The 19,720-nt window shown below is 62.2% G+C and carries 26 protein-coding genes and 1 tRNA gene; 13 read left to right on the top strand and 14 right to left on the bottom strand.

Annotation, left to right across the window (positions count from 1 at the left end):
* Positions 1-48: 48 nt before the first annotated feature.
* Together FR699_RS05120 and tenA are read right to left on the bottom strand one after the other, a co-directional pair.
* Complete coding sequence (locus tag FR699_RS05120) at positions 49-1,563, bottom strand: sodium:proline symporter (protein ID WP_154551461.1); 1,515 nt, start codon at positions 1,561-1,563, stop codon at positions 49-51.
* Between the two features lie 46 nt (positions 1,564-1,609).
* Entirely contained in the window at positions 1,610-2,275 is a 666-nt protein-coding gene (tenA, locus tag FR699_RS05125) for a thiaminase II (RefSeq protein WP_158854532.1), read from the bottom strand.
* A 119-nt stretch (positions 2,276-2,394) separates the two neighbouring features.
* Here tenA and FR699_RS05130 point away from each other — a divergent pair, with 119 nt between their 5' ends.
* A complete protein-coding gene (locus FR699_RS05130) occupies positions 2,395-2,940 on the top strand; it encodes a hypothetical protein (protein ID WP_158854534.1) in 546 nt (181 codons plus the stop codon).
* Between the two features lie 35 nt (positions 2,941-2,975).
* Here the strand turns inward: FR699_RS05130 and FR699_RS05135 are convergent, their stop codons facing one another.
* A complete protein-coding gene (locus FR699_RS05135; protein ID WP_154551459.1) occupies positions 2,976-3,932 on the bottom strand; it encodes a zinc-dependent metalloprotease in 957 nt (318 codons plus the stop codon).
* A gap of 46 nt (positions 3,933-3,978) precedes the next feature.
* On the bottom strand, positions 3,979-4,242 hold the full coding sequence (locus tag FR699_RS05140) for a hypothetical protein (protein ID WP_154551458.1): 264 nt from the start codon (positions 4,240-4,242) through the stop codon (positions 3,979-3,981).
* Positions 4,243-4,375: 133 nt separating this feature from the next.
* Here FR699_RS05140 and FR699_RS05145 point away from each other — a divergent pair, with 133 nt between their 5' ends.
* The 4 genes from FR699_RS05145 (at position 4,376) to purF (ending at position 7,342) form a co-directional block, all read left to right on the top strand.
* Positions 4,376-5,446, top strand: coding sequence for a M20/M25/M40 family metallo-hydrolase (locus FR699_RS05145; RefSeq protein ID WP_154551457.1), 1,071 nt, complete (start codon positions 4,376-4,378; stop codon positions 5,444-5,446).
* 107 nt (positions 5,447-5,553) lie between these two features.
* Entirely contained in the window at positions 5,554-5,739 is a 186-nt protein-coding gene (locus FR699_RS05150; RefSeq protein ID WP_154551456.1) for an LSM domain-containing protein, read from the top strand.
* On the top strand, positions 5,736-5,909 hold the full coding sequence (locus tag FR699_RS05155; RefSeq protein WP_158854536.1) for a 50S ribosomal protein L37e: 174 nt from the start codon (positions 5,736-5,738) through the stop codon (positions 5,907-5,909). Before FR699_RS05150 ends, FR699_RS05155 begins: the two co-directional genes overlap by 4 nt.
* Positions 5,910-5,914: 5 nt before the next feature.
* Positions 5,915-7,342, top strand: coding sequence for an amidophosphoribosyltransferase (gene purF, locus FR699_RS05160; RefSeq protein ID WP_154551455.1), 1,428 nt, complete (start codon positions 5,915-5,917; stop codon positions 7,340-7,342).
* 25 nt (positions 7,343-7,367) lie between these two features.
* On the opposite strand, the gene FR699_RS05165 is transcribed toward purF, so the two are convergent.
* From FR699_RS05165 to FR699_RS05180, 5 genes are all read right to left on the bottom strand, one after another.
* Positions 7,368-7,931 carry a DUF420 domain-containing protein gene (locus FR699_RS05165; RefSeq protein WP_154551454.1) on the bottom strand — a complete coding sequence of 188 codons (564 nt, stop codon included), beginning with the start codon at positions 7,929-7,931 and terminating at the stop codon, positions 7,368-7,370.
* Positions 7,932-8,034: 103 nt separating this feature from the next.
* Positions 8,035-8,184, bottom strand: coding sequence for a hypothetical protein (locus FR699_RS13115; protein ID WP_195837622.1), 150 nt, complete (start codon positions 8,182-8,184; stop codon positions 8,035-8,037).
* Between the two features lie 138 nt (positions 8,185-8,322).
* Positions 8,323-9,030 (bottom strand): ABC transporter ATP-binding protein, encoded by a 708-nt coding sequence (locus tag FR699_RS05170; protein WP_158854538.1) that lies wholly within the window; start codon positions 9,028-9,030, stop codon positions 8,323-8,325.
* The gene (locus FR699_RS05175) at positions 9,027-10,100 is read right to left on the bottom strand and encodes an ABC transporter permease (protein ID WP_158854540.1); all 1,074 of its coding nucleotides are present in this window, start codon (positions 10,098-10,100) and stop codon (positions 9,027-9,029) included. Before FR699_RS05175 ends, FR699_RS05170 begins: the two co-directional genes overlap by 4 nt.
* Before the next feature lie 52 nt (positions 10,101-10,152).
* Positions 10,153-11,796 (bottom strand): hypothetical protein, encoded by a 1,644-nt coding sequence (locus FR699_RS05180; RefSeq protein WP_158854542.1) that lies wholly within the window; start codon positions 11,794-11,796, stop codon positions 10,153-10,155.
* A 166-nt stretch (positions 11,797-11,962) separates the two neighbouring features.
* On the opposite strand from FR699_RS05180, the gene FR699_RS05185 reads away from it, so the two are divergent.
* From FR699_RS05185 to FR699_RS05200, 4 genes are all read left to right on the top strand, one after another.
* Complete coding sequence (locus FR699_RS05185; RefSeq protein WP_154551450.1) at positions 11,963-12,259, top strand: DUF5785 family protein; 297 nt, start codon at positions 11,963-11,965, stop codon at positions 12,257-12,259.
* A 248-nt stretch (positions 12,260-12,507) separates the two neighbouring features.
* The gene (locus tag FR699_RS05190; protein ID WP_154551449.1) at positions 12,508-13,059 is read left to right on the top strand and encodes a CBS domain-containing protein; all 552 of its coding nucleotides are present in this window, start codon (positions 12,508-12,510) and stop codon (positions 13,057-13,059) included.
* A 62-nt stretch (positions 13,060-13,121) separates the two neighbouring features.
* Complete coding sequence (locus FR699_RS05195) at positions 13,122-13,583, top strand: N-acetyltransferase (RefSeq protein ID WP_154553183.1); 462 nt, start codon at positions 13,122-13,124, stop codon at positions 13,581-13,583.
* An 11-nt stretch (positions 13,584-13,594) separates the two neighbouring features.
* A tRNA-Thr gene (locus tag FR699_RS05200) sits at positions 13,595-13,668 on the top strand.
* Positions 13,669-13,759: 91 nt separating this feature from the next.
* Here FR699_RS05200 and FR699_RS05205 read toward each other — a convergent pair.
* The 4 genes from FR699_RS05205 to FR699_RS05220 all read right to left on the bottom strand — a co-directional run bounded on the left by FR699_RS05205 (position 13,760) and on the right by FR699_RS05220 (position 15,747).
* On the bottom strand, positions 13,760-14,512 hold the full coding sequence (locus tag FR699_RS05205; protein WP_158854544.1) for a plastocyanin/azurin family copper-binding protein: 753 nt from the start codon (positions 14,510-14,512) through the stop codon (positions 13,760-13,762).
* Between the two features lie 347 nt (positions 14,513-14,859).
* Positions 14,860-15,213 (bottom strand): SHOCT domain-containing protein, encoded by a 354-nt coding sequence (locus FR699_RS05210; protein ID WP_154551447.1) that lies wholly within the window; start codon positions 15,211-15,213, stop codon positions 14,860-14,862.
* A gap of 2 nt (positions 15,214-15,215) precedes the next feature.
* Positions 15,216-15,359 carry a hypothetical protein gene (locus FR699_RS05215; RefSeq protein ID WP_154551446.1) on the bottom strand — a complete coding sequence of 48 codons (144 nt, stop codon included), beginning with the start codon at positions 15,357-15,359 and terminating at the stop codon, positions 15,216-15,218.
* Between the two features lie 73 nt (positions 15,360-15,432).
* On the bottom strand, positions 15,433-15,747 hold the full coding sequence (locus FR699_RS05220) for a hypothetical protein (protein WP_154551445.1): 315 nt from the start codon (positions 15,745-15,747) through the stop codon (positions 15,433-15,435).
* Between the two features lie 232 nt (positions 15,748-15,979).
* On the opposite strand from FR699_RS05220, the gene FR699_RS05225 reads away from it, so the two are divergent.
* Positions 15,980-16,567 carry a MarR family transcriptional regulator gene (locus tag FR699_RS05225; RefSeq protein ID WP_158854546.1) on the top strand — a complete coding sequence of 196 codons (588 nt, stop codon included), beginning with the start codon at positions 15,980-15,982 and terminating at the stop codon, positions 16,565-16,567.
* A gap of 180 nt (positions 16,568-16,747) precedes the next feature.
* Here the strand turns inward: FR699_RS05225 and FR699_RS05230 are convergent, their stop codons facing one another.
* Positions 16,748-16,948 carry a hypothetical protein gene (locus FR699_RS05230; RefSeq protein ID WP_154551444.1) on the bottom strand — a complete coding sequence of 67 codons (201 nt, stop codon included), beginning with the start codon at positions 16,946-16,948 and terminating at the stop codon, positions 16,748-16,750.
* A gap of 237 nt (positions 16,949-17,185) precedes the next feature.
* Here FR699_RS05230 and FR699_RS05235 point away from each other — a divergent pair, with 237 nt between their 5' ends.
* From FR699_RS05235 to FR699_RS05245, 3 genes are all read left to right on the top strand, one after another.
* Complete coding sequence (locus tag FR699_RS05235) at positions 17,186-17,725, top strand: HIT family protein (RefSeq protein ID WP_154551443.1); 540 nt, start codon at positions 17,186-17,188, stop codon at positions 17,723-17,725.
* Positions 17,726-17,805: 80 nt separating this feature from the next.
* Entirely contained in the window at positions 17,806-18,729 is a 924-nt protein-coding gene (locus FR699_RS05240) for a cation diffusion facilitator family transporter (RefSeq protein WP_158854548.1), read from the top strand.
* Between the two features lie 150 nt (positions 18,730-18,879).
* Positions 18,880-19,647, top strand: a complete 768-nt coding sequence (locus FR699_RS05245) for an SDR family oxidoreductase (RefSeq protein WP_158854550.1) — start codon at positions 18,880-18,882, stop codon at positions 19,645-19,647.
* The last annotated feature ends 73 nt before the right edge of the window (positions 19,648-19,720 follow it).

Genomic DNA, 19,720 nt, shown 5'->3' on the forward strand with positions numbered 1-19,720 from the left:
GGCTACGTCGTCGAAAAACCGTTCACATATCGTCGACAGACCCCGGCTTCAATCGGCCGTTTCCTCGTCGAGTTGCCGAACGGTCCCGCCCAACAGCTCGTGATCGAACGTGGGGCGAGAGAGCCGAGCCGCAACCAACGTCAGCACGGTCGAAAGCAGGAACGCGCCGGCAAAGGAGGTCACATAGAGTGGATCAGCGGCCGGCAGGGCCTCACCAACGACCGGGATGGCAGTGATGTAGCCGCGCAGATCCGGGAAATACGCCAGCCCGAACGCGAGACCGGCGAGGCTGCTGAACAGCGCGCCAAGCCCCGTGAGTCGCCGGGAGTACAGTCCGTAGATCAGCGGGAACGCAACGGCTGCACCCAGTAGATCGGCGAAGAAAAACAGCCGCAACACGCTCCGGGCGCGCAGACTCACGTAGATCGCCGCCAGGGCGACGACGACGGTAAAGGCCCGCGCACCGAGCCGGAGCGTCCGGTCGGCGGGCTCGTCAAGCAATCGGGGAAGGTCAGCCGTCACGAGACTCGACAGGGCGTTGAACAGCGTATCGACGGAGCTCATCACGAGCAACAGCGCAAGCAAGACCACGGCCAGGACAAGCCACTCCGGGAAGGCTTCGCCGAGCAACACGAAGAAGGACACGTCGGCGTTGTAGCCGGCGCTTGCGGTGTCGGTCACGATGTTAGCGTGGCCGGCGGCGACGACACCGAACAGGGCGGCCACGAGCATGATCGCGCCGTTGAGGAGCGAGGCCGAACGGAACCCACGCCTGACTGTCTCGCTGTCCACACCGGCGTAGATGCGCTGCCACCAGGTCTGGTTGATGAGCTCGGCACCAAGGATGGCAAACGAGAGGCCGAGTCCGAACTGCAGTCCCGGCCAGTAGCCCGGATCGAGCAACGCCGGATTCGTCGCGGCGATCCCGTCGTAGACCGCGCTGGGCCCGCCAAGCGAGAGGATCGCGCCCACGGCCGCAACCACGAGCAACGGCAGGACAACGAGTGCCTGGATCGTATCGGTGAAGATACTCGCCCGGAGACCACCGTAACTGGTGTACAGGAGGACGAACCCGCCGACGAGGACGGCCGTCTGCCACTGAGGAACCGCCGCGATCAGCGCCAGCGCCCGGGAGATACCCGTCAACTCGGCAGCGAGGAAGACGAACATGTACAGCGCACTCACCGCGAGCACGAAGGCGTACATCGCCGCGCCGTACCGGGCGTGGGCGTACTCGGTCAGCGAGTGGCCGTCCGGGATCACCTCACGGAGCCGGGGGCCGATCTTTGCGTACGCGAGCATGGGCAGGGCCTCACCGATCGCATAGCCGACGACCGCCGCGATCCCGAAGCTCGCGCCGGCCTCGGGCGCCGACAGCAGGATCCAGACACCCATCACCGAGGCGACCAGCGTGGCCGTCATTCGGCCCTCGCCGACCGAATCCCTTGCCGTGATCAGGTCCTCGACCGACCCGACGCGTCCCCGAGAGTGCCACAGTCCCAGCCCGGCGAACCCGACCAGCGTCAGGACCGTCAGGCCGAGTGCGAGACCAGTACTCACCACGAGCGGTCACCTCCCGTGGACGTGTTAGCCGCAAGTTCTTTCCGAATCATATCGACCACGCCTCCTGTCGCCAGGCAGCGTCCCAAAAGCGGTATTCGTAGCGGGCAGAGGTCTCGAATAGCTCACGGTACCGTTCCCGCTGGGCGGCCGTCGACTCGGCCGCAACCGCGTCCATGAGATCGAGACACCACTGTGTGAGTTCCGTGAACTCCTCGCCAGCGTAGGTGTCGATCCAGGTCGCGTATCGCGCCTCGTCAGGGCGGCCCTGGGCCGCGAGGCGTTTGGCCGTCTCGTTGAACCCCCACATACAGGGCAACAGCGCGGCGACAGTGTCTCCGAACGTCCCCACTGACGCCGTTCGCACGAGAAAGTCAGTGTACCCACGCGTAGTGGGCGAGGGCTCGGTCGCTTCGAGTTCGGCCTCGCTGATACCGAACTCGGCAGCGTACTCTCGGTGGAGGTCCATCTCGGTGTTGATCGTCGCATCGAGTAGCTCCGCGAATCGCCCCAGCCGATCCAACGACGGGGCCGCTGCGGCCCCCAGTGCGAACACGCGCCCGTACTCGATCAAGTAGACGTAATCCTGGCGCACCCAGTGCGTGAACGGCTCCTCATCGAGCGTTCCCTCACCCAACTGGGCGACCATCGGATGCTCGACGATCGCCGTCCAGTAGTCGTCGGCGGTTGGCTGGAGGTCGTCGGTAAAGCTCATGTGAGAGGGGTCGTGCTGGACTGGTTTATAATTGGCTAATACTACAGCATTATATCCTTCGTGAAACAGCGCGACCGCGGACCGTCACGTTCATTCTGACCGGTCGACTACGCTCTCGCATGCGCGTTCGCGACTGGCAGGATATCCTCGAGGACGTCGTAGAGAACGACACCGACCCGGATGGCTGGCGAGCCGTCGGGGGCGACCGCGCGAACGGAATCGGCGAGGACCTCTATCTCGGCCACCCGTCGGTCGGTGTCTACCAACTCAAGACCTACGCGAAAAACCCCTTCGAGGTCCAGGGGGTCGGTACGCAGGTTGCCCGCAAGCTCGAGGACGACATCGAGCCACTCTTCCCGGAAGACGGCACCGGCCTGTTCGGCGTCCAACAACCCGCCGAAGACGAGCGCGAGGCCGAACAGATGGCCAGCCGAGTCGAAGAAGTCCTCAAGACCCACGCCGAGGCCCCGACGACGCCCGACGCGCTGTTCGAAGATATGATGGACGCTATGGACAGCCCAGCCTACGGCCCCATGGAGTTCGAGCCCCGGGACCGGCCCGACGTGATGGACGACCTGACGAGCACCTTCGAAGAGGCCGAAGCACTACTCGAGACCGAACTCGACGATCTGATCGACGAGAGCGTCGACCGCGGATTTTACTGACGGGCCACCCTAGCAGCGTCGAACCGACAGAGAGACTACGGATCGACCCGGGTCAGCCACTCTTGGGGCCGGCCGAGTTCGGTCTCGGTGGGCAGATTCTCGGGCCTGTCCCAGACGGCACTCGCACCGACCAGACCACGCTCGTCGGCGACAACATCGAAGAATTGTTTCCCACGCTCGTACTGACGACGCTTCATCCCGAGGCCGAAGACGTACGTGAGCAGGCGCTTTACCGGCCCGCCGCCCCCACGACGCTCGTCGAGTTTCGCCCGCAGGTCGGCGACCGGTTCGTCGAAGGCCCGATCCATCACCAGCTCGGCGTAGCCTTCCACGGCGGTCATCGCCATGTTGAGTTCCGTGTACGCGTCCCGATCGACACTGCCCTCGGTGAGTTTCTCGATTGCAGTCGTCATCCGCGTTTCCAGATACGTCGAGAGCCAGGGGGCCGCGCCAAACTCGGCCGCGTGAGCAACCTCGTGGAAGGCGATCCAGCGCCGAAAGCGGTCCAGTGAGACGTCGAGATCGGCGGCAGTCTGCGTGATATTCGGATGGACGAAATACAGCGCGTGCTCGTCGGCCTCCGAGCCCGAAAGCAACAGCGGGTCGTACTGGCCGATGACGTTCCGGGCCAGAAAGCCAAGCAGGACCGACATGGTCCCAGTGTTGAGGACGGTGGCCGCTCGCGGAGAGGGTGCCGTTCGCTCCGCGAGCGGGGCGGTAATCCGCCGGAAGGTGTCGGCATTGGCATCGATCCAGTGGTGGCGGTTGAAAATCTGGATCGTCTCCGGGACCGCGACGTCACGGTCGATCGCCGTGGCGATCGCATCTCTGGCATCGGCGACGTCGTCGGCATAGGCCGCCTGGTCGGCCGACGAGAGGGACAGCGATCCTGGATCAGTCCCGTTCGTGGCAGCCTCGACGACGGCATCCCAGTCGACGACGCCATCGTCGTCGGCAGCGGCGACCGCTTGCAGGCTCCGATACGCATCCATACCTGTGGCTGGTACTCCGTGCGGTTAGACGTTCGCCTCCGGCGTGTCACTCGTCGAGTTGCTCTCCCGCTTCGAGGGCGTCCGCTCCCTCCACGGGGCTCGTGTCTTCAGCCAGGAGTTGCCGGACGATCGCGACCGCCGCGACGGCGAGACCGATTCCAACGGCGATCTGCAGAATGGGACGCCCGCTGGCGTCTGCCTCACTGCCCGATTCGTCGCTCGAGTCGTCGCTCGTCGCGCTCCCGAGACCGTCCAACCCAGGGATCGAATCTTCCTCGAAGTGGAGTTCGAGGAACGTGAACTGTGCCATGACTGAAACGACGATCGGCGGCTGTATAGAGGTTCCGCCCGTTGCAACGTGTCGGAGGGGACGAAAGCGGCTCTGCCCGCGCGTCTGAGAAGCGAGTCGTGGTGTTCAAGCCGGAGCCGGTCCCAAGGGCTGTATGGACGATTCACAGCGAGCGTTTCTCGAATCGTTGCTCGAAACGTCGAGTCCGTCCGGCTTCGAACAGCCCGGCCAGCGCGTCTGGGTCGAGTACGTCTCGGCGTTCGCCGACGAGGTCCGCACCGACGAGTACGGCAACGCCGTCGCCGTCCACGAGGGAGACGGCGACGCCGAAATCGCGATCGCCGGGCACGGCGACGAGATCGGGTTCATGGTCCGGGAGATCACCGACGACGGCCTCCTCCGACTCGCCCGGATCGGCGGCTCCGATCGGACAGTCACGCGGGGCCAACACGTCACCATCCACGCCGACGAGGGGCCGGTCGCGGGCGTCGTTGGACAGGTAGCGATCCACTTGCGTGAGGGTGACGACGAAGTAGCGGACGTCCCGGAACAGTACGTCGACATCGGCGTCGAGAGCGAGGAAGAAGCCCAGGATCGGGTCGAAATCGGCGATCCGATCACGTTTTCCTCGGGGCTCCGATCGCTGGCCGACACACGGCTTGCAGCCCGCGGGATGGACAACCGGGTCGGGATCTGGACCGCAGCGGAGGCGTTGCGTCAGGCGAGCGAGGCCGACGCGGACGCGACCGTCTACGCCGTCAGCACTGTCCAAGAAGAACTGGGCCTCCGCGGGGCGCGGATGGTCGGGTTCGACCTGGACCCGGACGCGATCATCGCCGTGGACGTCACCCACGCCACCGATACACCGGACGTCCCCGGCAAGCGATCGACGGGCGTCGAACTCGGAGCGGGGCCAGTCGTCGCCCGCGGGAGCGCTAATCACCCACAACTGGTCGAGGCGCTTCGAGAGGTCGCTGACGCCGAAGATGTCGACGTCCAACTCCAGGCGACGGGCATCCGAACGGGCACCGACGCCGACGCCTTTTACACCCAGCGCGGCGGCATCCCCTCGCTGAATCTGGGACTGCCCAATCGGTACATGCACACGCCGGTCGAAGTGATCGACACCGACGACTTAGACGCGGCGGCCACGGCCCTCGGTGCATTCGCGATCGAAGCAGAGCAGTACGCCCCGTTCGCTGTCGACCTCGACGCCGACGCGTAGCCCCCCTCGACGCTGGACCGTCGAATCGGCATCCTCGTTTCGATAGCGGGCGGTCGAAAGATCAGTGATCCGGTAGGTTTATGCCGCAGTCGCTCCCTGGCTGCCGTATGAGCGATCGACCGTTGGATGTCCTGGAAGCGGCCCTCGATAGCGAGGTGACCGTCGCCCTCAAGGACGACACTGAACGCATCGGCGATCTCGTCGGCTACGACCAACACATGAATCTGGTCTTGCAAGCGGGCGAAGACACAACGATTATACGCGGCGACAACGTCGTCACGATACAACCATGACCGGGAAAGGAACCCCCAGCCAAGGGAAGAAGAACAAGACGACACACGTGAATTGTCGACGCTGCGGCGAGAAGTCCTACCACGTCAAGAAAGGCGTCTGTGCCTCGTGTGGCTTTGGCAAGTCGGCCAAGCGACGCGACTACGCCTGGCAACAGAAGGCCGGCGAATAAGGCGCATGGACGAGAAGTGCGGCGTCGTCGGCGTCTCACTCGCCGACCGCGAGGCCGCTCGTCCGCTTTACTATTCGTTGTACGCCCTCCAGCACCGCGGCCAGGAATCGGCCGGTATCGTCACCCACGACGGCTTCCAACAGCACAGCCACGTGGAGATGGGGCTGGTCGGCGACGCTTTCGACGAAGGGGACCTGGCGGGGCTTGCTGGGTCGGTCGGCATCGGTCACGTCCGATATCCGACAGCCGGAAGCGTCAACAAAGACTGCGCCCAGCCGTTTACCGTCTCGTTTAAAAGCGGGTCACTCGGGCTGAGTCACAACGGCAACCTCGTCAACACCGAGGCTGTCCGAGACGAGCTGGCCGAACTCGGCCACGCGTTCACGTCGGACGGCGACACCGAAGTCATCGCCCACGACCTGGCGCGGAATCTGCTCGAATCGGATCTCGTCCGGGCGGTCAAGCGGACGGTCGAACGGATCCACGGCTCGTACTCACTGACGATCACCCACGACGATACCGTCCTGGGTCTGCGAGATCCACAGGGCAATCGCCCGCTCTGTATCGGCGAACTCGACGATGGGTACATTCTCGCCTCGGAATCGGTCGCCATCGACACGCTCGGTGGCGACGTGATTCGGGACGTTCGCCCGGGAGAACTCGTCGTCTTGCAGCCCGACGGCGAGGGTTACGACACCTACCAGCTCGTCGAGACCGACCGGACGGCCCACTGCTTTTTCGAGTACGTTTACTTCGCCCGACCGGACTCGATCATCGACGACCAACTCGTCTACGACGTCCGGCGGGAACTCGGTCGGCAACTGTACGCAGAGTCGGGCATCGATAGCGATGTCGTACTCCCAGTGCCGGACTCGGGGCGTGCGTTCGCTTCCGGGTACGCCGCGGCCGCCGAGGACGTCGAATTCGCCGAAGGCCTGATGAAAAACCGGTACGTCGGGCGCACGTTCATCATGCCAACCCAGGACAAGCGCGAGCAGGCTGTCCGGCTGAAGCTCAATCCGATCAAGAACACGATCGAGGGCAAACGCGTCACGCTGATCGACGACTCGATCGTCCGCGGGACGACCTCGAACCAGTTGATCGAACTCCTCCGGGACGCCGGAGCCGAGGAGATCCACATGCGGATCGGTGCGCCGCCGATCGTCGCACCCTGTTACATGGGCATCGATATGGCCTCACGCGAGGAGTTGATCGCCGCCGATCGCGACGTCGCAGACATCCGCGAGGAGATCGGCGCGGACACGCTCTCGTATCTCTCGATCGACGCCATCGCCGAAACGTTGGATACTGCCCGACACGACCTCTGTCTGGGCTGTGTCACCGGCGAGTATCCCTACGACATCGACGGGGAGACGACCGACCGGGAGATTACCTCACCGGAGATCGGTGACCCGGGCGTTGCCGACGACTGAAAGTGTGATTTTGGTGGGTTCGGATTCAGGCCGGGAACACGACGTACAACAGCAGGTAGACGACGATCCCAAGCGCGAACGAAATCGCCCACAGCCCGGCAGCAATCCGCCCGACCCGTGGATGGGGTGTCGACGGCAACTCGTCCGGCTCGTAGGCGTACGCCAGCAACAGGACATAATAGAGCAGGGGGAGACAGAGAATAGCCAGCGAGATGTGGATCGCGAGAACGAGGAGATAGAGAGGCTCGATGGCAGCGGGGCCACCAAAATGAGTCGTCCCTTCGAGGGTGAGGCGATAGAGATACAGCGAGAGGAAAGCGACAAATAGCGCAAACGCGGTCCCCATCAGTCGGCGGTGAGTCTGGACGTCCTGACGGTGAATCGCTCGAACGCCGGCCACGATAGCCAAAAGTGCAAGCGCGCTGATTGCCGCGTTGAGGTGCGGGATGGCAGTAATCAACGCTTCGGGTGCACGAGGCAGAAGTGATGACGGGACAACCCCACCCACGACCCCGAAGATGACTGCTAACGAGACAACTGACAGCAGCGTAGCCAATCCACCGACGTGTCGACGAACGGCCGAGCGCATATCCGTGCATGCGGACCGCTTTCAGAAGGCGGTTGTGCTCTGGATCGGTCAGTCACGCTGAGCCACAAAAGCAACGCCACGCTGTCCGGTCGACGTGGTGAAATTAACGCCACGCTGTCCGGTCGACGTGGTAATTCGACTGAATCCACGCATCGAAGTTCGCTCGATCGTAGATGATATAATACTGCTCGCCAGTGTGTTCCGCGTCGATTCGGGGACCGTCCGGTTCCGACGCGCTGTCTGATGAGTCCATTACTATCTTTCCCCTCCGTACCGATATAGTGGTAGTCGCTGCGCGATACATCCTACCTATTCGAACAGAATCAGAAAAAAGTATCGTCTTGTTAGTGAGATATAATGTACGGGGCTCAAGGTTCGAGCCGCCCGTCGACTACGACGAGCCCGGCTCGCCTGGGCGAATCAACTCGGCATACACTTCGGTCATCGATCGGCCATCTGTCGCGAGTTCTTCGCTGGTTGCATCGAAGATGACATGGCCCCGTTCGAGAACAGTCAACCGATCGAGGACTGTAGCAAAGTCCGCGAGCCGGTGAGTCGAGACGAACACAGCGTTGCCGGCCTCGGCATACGACGCCAAGAAGTCGAGAAACTGTGATTCGGCGACATCGTCGAGGTCAGCCAATGGTTCATCGAGCAATAGAAATCGGGGTCGTTTGAGTACGGCGAGAGCCAGGTCGAGTTTCTTCCCGTAGCCACCGGACAACGCACCGGCACGACGGTGACGGACACGATCGAGGCCCAGTACGTCGAGGACGTACGCTTGCCACCCATCAGCCGGCACGTCCATCAGCCGCCCAAACACGCGTACGTTCTCCGCAACCGTGAGGTCGGGGTACCAACTAGGTCGTTGAAATCCAACCCCGACGGTCGCCTCGGGCCGCGTGACAACGCCGTCGGTCGGCTGGACAAGCCCGAGCAAGATTCGAAACAGCGTCGTTTTGCCCGACCCGTTGGGGCCGACCAGACAGTGGAGGGTGCCTGGCTCGACAGCGAGAGAAACGCCGTCGAGAGCGACGATCGGGCCGTACTCGCGGCGCAGATTCTGTACAGTCAGGGTCTGGGGTGTCTGTGCTGTCATGAAAGCCACCGCCTGTAGGCGATAATCGACAGTTCCAGTGCCACACCGGCCACAACGGTTACGACGAGTAGACCGAGCAACCAGTCGTCAAACAGCAGGATGTCGACCGATTTGAGCATGGCGCTGCGGACGACGATCATCCCGTAGTGGACGGGCACGAGCCGTGCAATGGCCCGCCGGAGCGGGGAGAAGAACCCGACGGGATAGATGAGCCCGCCGAGTGCGAACAGCCCGAACAGGACGAGGACGTTCAGGAATCGCCCCGTCGTGCTGAACCGCGAGAGAAACATGATCGTCATTGCGACGATTGCCATGAGGAGAAACGACACGAGCAATCCGGCAACGGCTCCCGGAGCCAGGATATCGAGGCTGTACTCGAACTGGCGGGCGACCAGCCAGAAGACCCCGACCGGAATCGCCATGAGTATCGTAAAGAAGACGAGTTTGCTCACGGCCAGGGCTTCGAGTGAGGACTCGGTACGGATCCGATCGAGGGCGGTCCGTTCGGCTGCCAGGTTGTAAGGGACATACGTGAACGCGAACAACGTAATCACACCGAACAACAAGAGCGGCATGAGAAACTCGGGAAGTGTATGTGTCGGCTCGAGGACGGTCCGCGTAACGCGAACGTCGACGGGGAGGGTGGCGGACAGACGGGCGTTTGCAATGCTCGTGATCGCTTTGGAGGTCTCTCTGAACGGCACCAGACTCCCGTCGACGTACAGGACAAGCTCCAAGCGCCCGTCTGATTGGGCGGCGACATCCGCTGGAATTTCGATGACGGCATAGACAGACTCGCGGCGGAGATCTTCGAGTGCGTGTTCGGTCGACTCGTATCTGACGGGATCGGAGAAAAACGTCACTGCGCCTTCGACCACCGACAGGTCGGCATCCGAGACGTCTTGGCCGGCACCGACGACACCGACAGGCATGTCGGTCGGCACGACCGTCTGGAAGGCGACGCTTGCGCCGGCGAACACCGCCGGCACGACGAGAAGGAGGACAATCAGCGCCGCGAGATTGCGCTTACTCCAGACGAGTTCCTTTCTGAGAAGTGGGCGAAGGCGCATTGGGAGGCAATGAGTGCGTCGAGAGAGCCGCTGTTGAAGCTATCGGAGTCGATCAGCCCATCAGGCCGCTGGTCCCGGCGAGTCGTTGCATAACGTCGACGAGATCACGAGCCGGATACTGGAAACTCATCGAGACACGACGCTGGTCCTGGGTAACTTCCAGTTGGTCGACCAACTCCGAAATCTCACTGCTCTGTGATCCCATCGTCGCGAGCGACTTCAATCCCTTGACGGCTTCAGTGACCGTCTCGGCACTGCTCTGGTCTGTGGCTGTGACCTGCATTTCGACGCCGACATCGCTTCCGCTCGTGTAGTAGACGCCGGACATGGTTTCGACGTTCCGGACGATCTGGGCACCTTGGGGCATCTGACTGGCCTGCTGGGTTGCCTGGGCTGGCATCGTGCTGGAGAACTTGACGTATCCGTCACGCAAGTTCTCGAAGGACTGGCGAAGATCGCCGCTGAAGGCCTCGGCATCGCCATTTTCGACGTCGATCGCGTCTTTGACTGTCCCTTCGTAGCCGATCACGAACGTCCCGCCACCCATCGCGGCCACCCAGGTGTCCGGGCCGTAACTCTGGGACTGGACGTAGACGGTCGTCTCGGCGTAGCTCTGTTCTTCGAGTGTGCCCGTCCCGGCAGTCTCTTCGATCGTACTGATGAGATCGGTCTCGGACCAATCGGTCTTGACGATGAACCCGACGTATTGGGCCATCCCGGTTTGAGTATCGGGATAGCGGGCGAACATCGTCGCCGAGTGGAAGCCGTCGACATCGAGCGGTGACTCGGATTTGACCTGTTCGAGCATGTCGCTGTAAGAGGTCGGCCCCGAGTAGTAGGGATTCTGGGCACTCATCTCGAGTGCTCCATCAACCATCGTCTCCGTAGTTTGATCGTCGACGATCCCCGAGTCCATGTACATCACCATGTCGACGTCCTCGGGAACGGTGTCCAGAGCCGGCGAACTACTGTCCGCGCCATCAGAGAGGAACGGCACGTCACCGCCAGTGGCGACGAAGACGCCAGCCGCAGCCGCGCCACCGACGATGACCAGAATGGCGAGGATCGTCAGGGGCGTCCACTGAAAGCCACTGGGAAGCCAGGACCCGCCCCCACCCTGGGGCGGTCCCCCGGGCTGGCCGCCACGCCCTGGCGGTGGCCCTCGTTGCCCTTGCTGGGGTTGCCCTCGTGGTTGGCCCTGGGCCTGATTCTGGCGCGGTTGGCCACCCTGCTGGCGGCCACGTTGTGGTTGCCCACCTTGCTGGGGTTGTCGCCCGCCCTGTGGCTGACCACCCTGGCGCGGTTGGCCGCCTTGCTGTGGTTGTCGTCCGCCCTGTGGCTGGTTCCGTGGGTCCCGGCCCTGCTCGGGTTGGGCCTGAGACGGCCGGCCCTGCGGTTGCCGAGCGCCTTGTGGCTGGCCACCCTGACCCTGCGGTTGCCGACCCTGGTTTGGCTGGCCCTGGCTGTGACCACCCTGTGGGGGTTGGCCCTGGGGCTGATCACGCGGCGGTTGGTTCTGGGGCCGGTCTCGACCGGGCTGTTCGCCGGGTTGCCCCTGACCGTGCCTGCCCTGCTCGGGTTGCTCCCGGTGTCCATCGTGCTGTTCGTGCCGATTGTGGGAGTCCGACGGCCCACCCGTCGATTCGTCGCCCCCACGGTCTGTCTTGTCGCCGTTGTCTCCGGTATCGTCAGGCATGCTATCACCTCGAAGCGACCCCGGAGTGCCGGGAAACCGCTTCGAGCAACTAGTTGGATCGTAGCACAACTCCCATTTAATTCTTGTTGTGCGCTAGAAATTGTCCGCAACCAGCCGACCCTGCTGGCTGGGATAGCTTTTTGCCGGCGACCGTCCCACTCTGTGTATGGACTGGCCCCACGATCCCGACGGCGAAAAAGGGAGTGAGGGACGTCGCAAGTACGGGCAGGCGATCCTCGCAAAGAAACTCGACGCCGAGGACTTCCCAGTCGAAGCCGCGTCCTTCGAGGATGAGTACGGCGACCATCCGGTTCGTCTCGATGACGAGACTGTCATCAGCGTCGCGGACATCTTTGCACACGTCGAGGCGACTACCTTCGAGACGTTCCCGGAATTTCACACCGCGGTTGGCGACGCGATGCGGGGAGCGGGCTACTGGCCCCTAGAACGCGAATCGGCGTGACCACGATCGACGGGACCGCAAGTACCAGCTGCCGGTATCTACCGGATCGTTGTACAGCTCCGATCGGTTGTGCAGGCCGGAACGAGACTTGTGCTCCGAGCGCGACTGCGCACAAAAGATAGCCAAAGAGCAGTCACGTCGCCACCGTCGCAAATGTGGTGGTGTTATGGTAATTGTGAACATAACACGGCGGCAGGCATAAGCGTGGTGGAGGTATCTTTTAGAACGAACGCGGCCAACAGATGGGTATGAGCGCCGGGAGCACGATCAGAGAAGTAATGACCCGGGATTACGTCGGTGTCAGCGAATCCGATACCGTCCTCGATGCAGGGCAACTCCTCCGAGAGGAAGGTGTCAGCGGGGGAGTTGTATTGCGAGGCAACGAACCCGTCGGGATACTGGAAGTCGGTGGAGTGCTCGATCACGTCTTGGAAGGTGACGACGGCGAGACAGTCGACGAGGCGATGGTTCCAGAGGTCGAACGTGTCGGGGCCGACCAGTCGATCGCAGTCGCGGCGGATCGACTCGTCTCGATCGACGAATCGTTGCTGGTCGTCACCGACGACCGCGACGGCGTCATCGGTGTTGTGACCGAGGGCGATCTCGTCAGAGCTACCGCGCTGGGTCGCGATCCGGACGACCAACGGGCCGAGACCGTCGAACCGGCACGGACTGAGCAGAACCCGGATACCGACGAACGGTACTCAAACCAGGGGATCTGTGAGCGGTGTGGCGCACTCACCAGCGACCTCGCCTCGTTTAACGGGCAGTTGCTCTGTAGTGACTGTCGGGATATCTAACGAGCACAATCCCCTTACTGGCGTGGCCCCAATCACGGGTCGTGTTCGTCGAATCACCCACGATGGACGCTGCCGACGAACTCGCGGACATGTGGGTATCCCTCGCAGCCGATCAGCGTGCGTACGGCTCGCATCTCGAAGCCGAGGCCAACCGTGGACAGATTCGTTCGGCGATCAGTCGCCACATCGTCAGCGATCGTCTCAGGGTTGCCCGCGAGAGTGATCGATTGCTCGGGTTCGTCATGTTCACGGTCGAGTCAGGCTCGCTCAGTCGATCAGTGTCACGAGGACTCGTCGAGAACCTCTATGTCGTCCCCGATCGCCGGCGGGAAGGAATCGGCACGGTTTTGCTCGACGCCGCAGAAACGGCACTACGGGACGCAGAAGTCGACGTCATCACACTCGACGTGCTCGCGGCCAACGACGACGCCCGGTCGTTCTATCGCGACCGCGGGTACGACCCCCACCGGATGAGCGTCGAAAAGTCGATCGAAAACGATAGCCACTCAAAGGGGGACGAATAAGCACCGACTGCGCCAGGGGAGCTTGGGCGGTGCAAGCACTCGACTTGTAATCGAGAATTCGTGGGTTCAAATCCCACCCCTGGCTCTGTATCGAAGTCTATACTTCTGTGGCTGGTTGCTTCCTCACACATAAACGAGCGTAAAAAACAGCTACACGGAGAAGGGGACGGCGGGTTTCAATCCTCGTGGTTCGTCAGTAGTTGTTCACGGCGTCGCTGGAACTCCGCGTCGTCGATTTCACCTCGTGCGTACCGGCGTTGGAGGGCTTCCATCGCGGAATCGTCACGCTCGGGCGGCCTGTCGCCTCGACCCAGTGCCCAATAGAGGGCACCGCCAACCAGTCCCGCCATCCCGAGTGCCCCGCCGATGAATGGCACTCCGCTACCCCATCCACCGTTTCGACCGTTCATCATGCCAGGGCCAGCCCCCATCCCAGGCCCCATCATGCCGCCATCGCTGCCTCGGTCACTACCAGTGGTGGAACCATGCACTATGGTACCTTGTTCGACGATATCGTTGCTTTCGGGCACGTCACCGTCCGGAATCGGACTCGATTCGGCCGGGCCGCCAGGGCTGGCAACGACGATACGACCGACCATCCCGGCCGACGTGTGCGGGATGCAGTAGTAGTCGTACGTGCCCGGTTGTTCGAACGTGTACTCGAACCCGCCGGCGGAGATGACTCCGCTATCGAACGTGTTGGCTTCGGATGGGATCCGGCTTTCGTAGGCCGTAGCGGAATGGGCACCGGCCGCCAGTTCGAAGCGGACGGTCGTCCCCGGTTCGACGTGGAGGCCGATCGGATCGAAGTAGTTGTTCCCCATCGTGACGACGGGCGTCTCCTGGGCAGCAACTGACTGGGTGAATCCCCCAGCCCCGACCGTCCCGGCCCCCAGCGCTCCTAGAAACTGGCGTCTACTGTAGCTCATGAGTCGAGTGAATGCGGTTCTGTGATCCGCGGACGATGCTACGAAGTTGATTCAAGGGTTCTATCGATTGCTGGGCTGCGTTCGCGACAAGCGCCACAAGATCCATCCGGCTGTCGCCCGGTTGGAATTCGACGGCGGGGTATTCGTCCTCGATGCCTTCGTGTCTCTCCCGGTGCGTTGTGCACGGTCCGCACGTCTCCTGGGTGGAAAGAGTGTCTTCGGTCATATGTCTAATACTGTCTTGTGGTTTTTGTACACTCCCATTACCAACCAACGGCTGAGAGGGTGCCAGATTTCGGATTCGAAAGGAGTCGGTAGGGAACCATCAGCGTTGGTGAATGCGGTGATCACTCCGAACGTTCTAGCTTGGTCCGACGCTCCTCGAATGCGTCCTCGGAGATCTCCCCGCGGGCATACGCCATACGCAACTCCTCCATCGGAGGATTCCGAGAGGCCTGTGATTCCGTCATCCGGTGGAAGAAGACATACCCACCACCGAGCACCGCGAGGAGGACGGCAAGCCGAACAAACATCCCAACGAGCGCCCACCACCCGCCGGTCGAGGCGTACCCGTCCATCATTCCACCGTGACCCGCCATCCCACCGAATCCGCCCCCCATCGTGAGCGTGGGGACGACGACGAGTGCGCCCAGAATCAAGAGGGCGACGGTCGTGGCGTCGAGTCGATCCGACGAAGGCATCGTCACTCACCCTCCGAGGTCGCTCCAAACTCGTCTGCAATCGTCGCGATGGCGTGCTCGAACCGTTCGTTCTGGAGTCCCATCGTGACTGCAGCGACACCGTTGTCGAACTGTACACCGATCGTTGTGATACCGGTCTGTGACATTGGTAGATTGTGTGCGTATGTGTTTTCGAGCCCGGAACGGGCGTGTGGCGTTGTCATCGAAAGGGCAGGGCCGTCAGCAGTGACTTTGCCCGCCCATGCCGACAGCGGAGTGGTCGTGCTCGACCGGCCCGCGATCATGGTCGGCCTCGGCCATCTCGTCGACGGTCCCGTCCATTTGGGACTCCATCCATTCGGCTGCGCCCGCCCCCATGTGCTGGGTCATGTGGTCATCCATCCAGGGACCCCACTCATCTGCAGTTTCGTTGGGTGGCGCTGCGTCGCCAGCGGTCGTTTCGTTCCCGTGTGCGCTGACCATCGGGAGCGCAACTGCGAGTCCGACGATCGCGATCGCCACGAGCAGCCAGCGGCTGAGTTTGACGTTGGTCAATGTGTTTCTCCTCAAGTACCCTGAGGACAGCCCAGGGGTTATCACCCTGGGTGTGAATCCGCGACTGAGATCGTTCGAGACTGTGTATACCGCTCGCTAATCGTTTCTCAAAAGAGAGAGTGTTCATCGCTGCCGAATTCGAGTCGTTCGGGGAGACAAACCGTAATCGACACCCTGCCTGGCGCTCAACAACAACCATGAGCCGCAATCCCGGGCAACTGGAGGGAACCACATGAATCGGCGGCGTGCAGATACCGTGGTCGTCGTGCTCGTTGGATTCGTCAGTATCGTTGGCGGTGCAGTCAGCTGGCAGGCCTATCAACAGCGTCGCAGCCTCGAGGAGTCGATGGGCTCGATGATGGACGGGACAATGGAGACGATGCACGGTCCCGATCCGTTGTGGTACGTCCTCGGGACGCTACTGGTCGTCGGCATCATCGGTGGCCTCTATCTGCTGGTTCGAACGGACCTCACGGACGAGGCCGATCCTCCTCAGGCACCAACGCCGGATGCAGCATCGTCCGAGACGGCACCCGCGCGGGACGACGAGTCGACAGGTGAGGGGACACCCACGCCAGAATCAGATCCACAAGCGCGCGTGCTCGATCTGTTGCCGGACGACGAACGCCGCGTGCTCGAACCCGTCGTTGACTCGCCCGGAATTACACAGATCGAACTTCGCGACCGGTCTGATTTCTCGAAGAGTAAAGTCAGTCAAACAGTGAGCGCACTCGAAGAGCGTGGACTATTGTTTCGGGAGCGGCAGGGCCGGACGTATCGAGTCTTTCCGAGCGACGATCTGAGCGACGAGACGCAGTAGTCGCTGGGTATCGAAAAGGGATTGCGTACAGCAGTAGGCGTGAGCGGTTGGCACCAGGCAGCGTGGACTACACAGCGGGGAAAGATTGCGAAAAGTGCTCGGATACAGTGGAACGAGAGTGACTGGTAGACAAGCGCGGTTCGGTACCAGTGAGCCGCGTTGGGGCCGTCAGGGATAGCCTCAGGCGTCGTTCATGCGCCGTCGTGTTTCTCGGCCACAGACCCGACACTGCCTCACGCGATACGGCTCACGTGAGAAGGCGGCGTTCGTCCGGTCGTCGCTCTCGGTCACGAGCGTCAGTGACACCGCGTGTGGCTGGTCGGTCCCACAACTCGGGCAGTACTCCATCATGGAATCGGTCGCGTGATCTGTGCTGGCCATCTCACCTCTCGAGAGGGGAGAGCAAGAGATAACAACGGCAGTCCGTTCGGACCGTTCATCGCAGGACAGAAGGCAAACTCCAGTAAAACTGAAGAATCCGATCGAGACAGTTCACCGCTGGCGTTTCGAACGTGAAAATGGCCGTTTCCCCCGGCAAACGGCCGATAGATATAAATACGCCAACTCACGCCGAGGGGAGAGCGGAACCGATTAACTCCCCCGGGGGCGTGTGCACGTATGGACCAGGTGTTCGCGCCGTGGCGCATCGAGTGGGTCGAGCGGGACGAGAAAAATCCGGACATCGACGAGTGTGTGTTCTGTGAACTCCCCGAGCGTGACACACACCGCGAGGAGTACCTCCTCGCCGAGAGCGAACACGCTTACGTGCTGTTGAACAACTACCCCTACAATCCCGGCCACGCAATGGTCATTCCACGAACGCATACGGGTGAGTACGGTGACCTGAGCGACGCGGCACTGCTCGATCACGCGCGCCTCAAACAGCGGACGATCGCTGCGATGGAAGCAGGTCTCGATCCGGATGGTTTCAATGTCGGCCTGAATCTCGGCGGGAGTGCGGCCGGTGGGTCGATCGACGACCACCTACACACGCACGTGGTCCCACGCTGGGCGGGTGACAACAATTTCATGGCAGTCATTTCGGAGACGAAGGTGATCGTCGAGGCCATCGCCGAGACGTACGACCGCCTCCACGACGCATTCGCTGCCCAGGATGGGGCCACCGTCGCTGGGGACGACACGGCCGTCGAGTTTTGAGTGACTACCACATCGTAGGGAACGCACGTGAACACGCCGAACAGGAAGGTCCATTACTGGCGCTGTGCAACGGGGAACCGATGAGTCGCCGCCACACGCTTCGTCGGGTGGGGCTGGTACTGTTCGTCGGGAACTTGGCACTGGTTGTCGCCAAAGGAGCCGTTGCCCTCCAGACGGGGAGTCTGGCAGTCGAATCCGAAGCCATCAACAGCCTGGCAGACACCGTGTACTCGATGGTGATTTTGGCGGGGCTGTATCTGACGACCCGGCCGCCTGACTTCGAGCACCCGCACGGCCACGAACGGATCGAGCCGTTCGTCTCGTTGTTCGTCGCCGTTGGCATCTTCATTGCGGCTGCGGTAGTCATCTACCAATCCGGCACGGCGTTGCTGGGCGGACCGATCGAGCCGGTACAGAGCCCGTTGGCCATCGCCGTCCTGCTGGTCTCGGTGCTGGTGAAACTGGGGCTCTATCGATACTGTCTGGCGGTCGGAAGAGAGTGGCAATCGCCCGCCCTCGTCGCGACTGCGCTCGACAACCGCAACGACGTCTGGACGGCCGGTGCTGCACTCGCCGGGGTCGTCGGTGCCGGGTTGGGTGCACCGATTCTTGACCCGCTGGCGGCGATGATCGTCGCAATCGGTATCGTCCACACGGGCGTCGAGGTCGTCCGGGATAACGTCAATTATCTCGTTGGGGCGGCCCCGCCCGAGGAATTGCGGGCCGAGATCGTCCAGCGAGCGCTCGAACACCCGGACGTCGAGGGCGCTCACGACGTCATTGCCCACTACGTCGGCCCCGAGATCGACGTCAGCCTCCACATCGAAGTCGAGGGCGATCGTACGCTTCGAGAGGCCCACGACATCGAAACGGCCGTCGTCGAGACAGTCGAAGCTCTCGATCAGGTCGACGAGGCATTCGTCCACGTCGATCCACGGCAACTCGGCGAGTGGAAAGCCGATCAAGAAGTCGATCGGCTTGCCAGCGACGACGAGACAGCGTGAACGGGAGATGTGCAACTCGCGGGCAGTGAATAATACAAATATTCATTATATTTTCACTATTGCGACAAAACCTGCCGGTAGAGGGGCTCTTGGGGCCACAATACCCCAAAAGTATTTGCCACCTTCGGACGAGGTTCGTATCGACGTATCATGTCTTTGCTCGAAAACGACGTTGCTGTCGTAACTGGTGGTTCGAGTGGTATCGGCCGGAACATCTGTGAGACGTTCGCCTCGGAGGGGGCGTCCATCGTCAACGCAGATATTCAGGAAGCGCCCCGGCAGGGCGGCACACCGACCCACGAGATGGTCGCTGACGAATACGACGTCGAGGCGACGTACGTCGAGTGTGACGTCTCGAAGAAGGCTGATCTGGAGGCTGTTGGTGAGGCAGCCAAGGAACTCGGGGGGATTGACGTGTGGGTCAACAATGCCGGGATTTTCCGTGGCGAGGAGTTCACCGAGGTCACGGAAGACGAGTACGATCAGCTAATGGACATCAACGTCAAAGGGTCCTTCTTTGGCGCCCAGGTCGCCATCGAGCAGATGGTCGAGTCCGGCGGCGGCAGCCTGATCAACCTCTCGAGTGTGGCTGGACTGGAAGGATCGGGCGATTTCGTCACGTACTGCTCCTCGAAAGGGGCTGTCCGACTCATGACCTATTCGCTCGCGGATAAGTACGGTCCGGAGGGCGTCCGCGTCAATGCCATCCACCCGGGCGTCATCGAGACCGAGATGGTGACTGACGACGTGCCGATCATCGGCGGCGAGGGCGAAGAGGCGTTCCGCCAGCAGGTACCACTTCGGCGCTTTGGCCAGCCTGACGATATCGGAAACGCCGCGCTGTTCCTCGCCAGTGATATGAGCGACTACGTCAACGGAGAATCGCTAGTCGTCGACGGCGGCCAGACCAACACCTGATCGAGTGCGGTAAACCCGATCGAATCGGGCGAACGCGGGCGGGACGGATCGGCGCGTTTTTTAGGGTTCGATC

This window comes from Halorhabdus sp. CUG00001 (assembly GCF_009797925.1).
Classification (GTDB): Archaea; Halobacteriota; Halobacteria; order Halobacteriales; family Haloarculaceae; genus Halorhabdus.